1 protein-coding gene is annotated in these 797 nt (G+C 48.2%); it reads left to right on the top strand.

Translation table 11 applies throughout. From position 1 onward, the window contains the following. A partial coding sequence (locus V5290_RS17310; protein ID WP_333388764.1) for an Ig-like domain-containing protein occupies positions 1-797 on the top strand: 797 nt, incomplete at both ends.

Genomic DNA, 797 nt, shown 5'->3' with positions numbered 1-797 from the left:
TACACTAATGAAGATGGCAATACAGAAACGGTCACAGTGACGGTTGATCCAGTGGCCGATGACACAGTATTAGTAGCCGATTCAGCAACGACTGATGAAGATACGCCAGTGGTGATTGATGTCGTTGCAAATGATACGGATGCAGATGGCGTCACATCACCTGTTGCGTCAGTGACAGACGGCACGAACGGGACAGTAGCGATTAACGCTGACGGCACCGTGACTTACACACCAAACGCAGACTTTAATGGTGAAGACGAATTTACGTACACTAACGAAGATGGCAATACAGAAACGGTCACAGTAACAGTTGAACCAGTGGCCGATGACACAGTATTAGTCGCGGACAGCGCAACAACTGATGAAGATACGCCAGTGGTTATCGATGTCGTCGCAAATGATACGGATGCAGATGGTGTCACATCTCCTGTTGCGTCAGTAACAGACGGCACGAACGGGACAGTAGCGATTAACGCTGACGGCACCGTAACTTACACACCAAACGCAGACTTTAATGGTGAAGACGAATTTACTTACACTAATGAAGATGGCAATACAGAAACCGTGACAGTGACGGTTGATCCAGTGGCCGATGACACAGCATTAGTAGCCGATTCAGCAACGACTGACGAAGATACCCCAGTAGTTATCGATGTAGTCGCAAATGATACCGATGCAGATGGTGTCACATCTCCTGTTGCGTCAGTCACCGATGGTACAAACGGGACAGTAGCGATTAACGCTGACGGTACCGTGACTTACACTCCAGATGCAGACTTCAATGGTGAAGACGAATT

Origin of the sequence: Psychromonas arctica (genome assembly GCF_036697365.1) — a bacterium.
Classification (GTDB): domain Bacteria; phylum Pseudomonadota; class Gammaproteobacteria; order Enterobacterales; family Psychromonadaceae; genus Psychromonas; species Psychromonas arctica_A.
The sequence above is the reverse complement of the archived record's forward strand: the minus strand, read 5'-3'. Positions and strand labels throughout refer to the sequence as shown.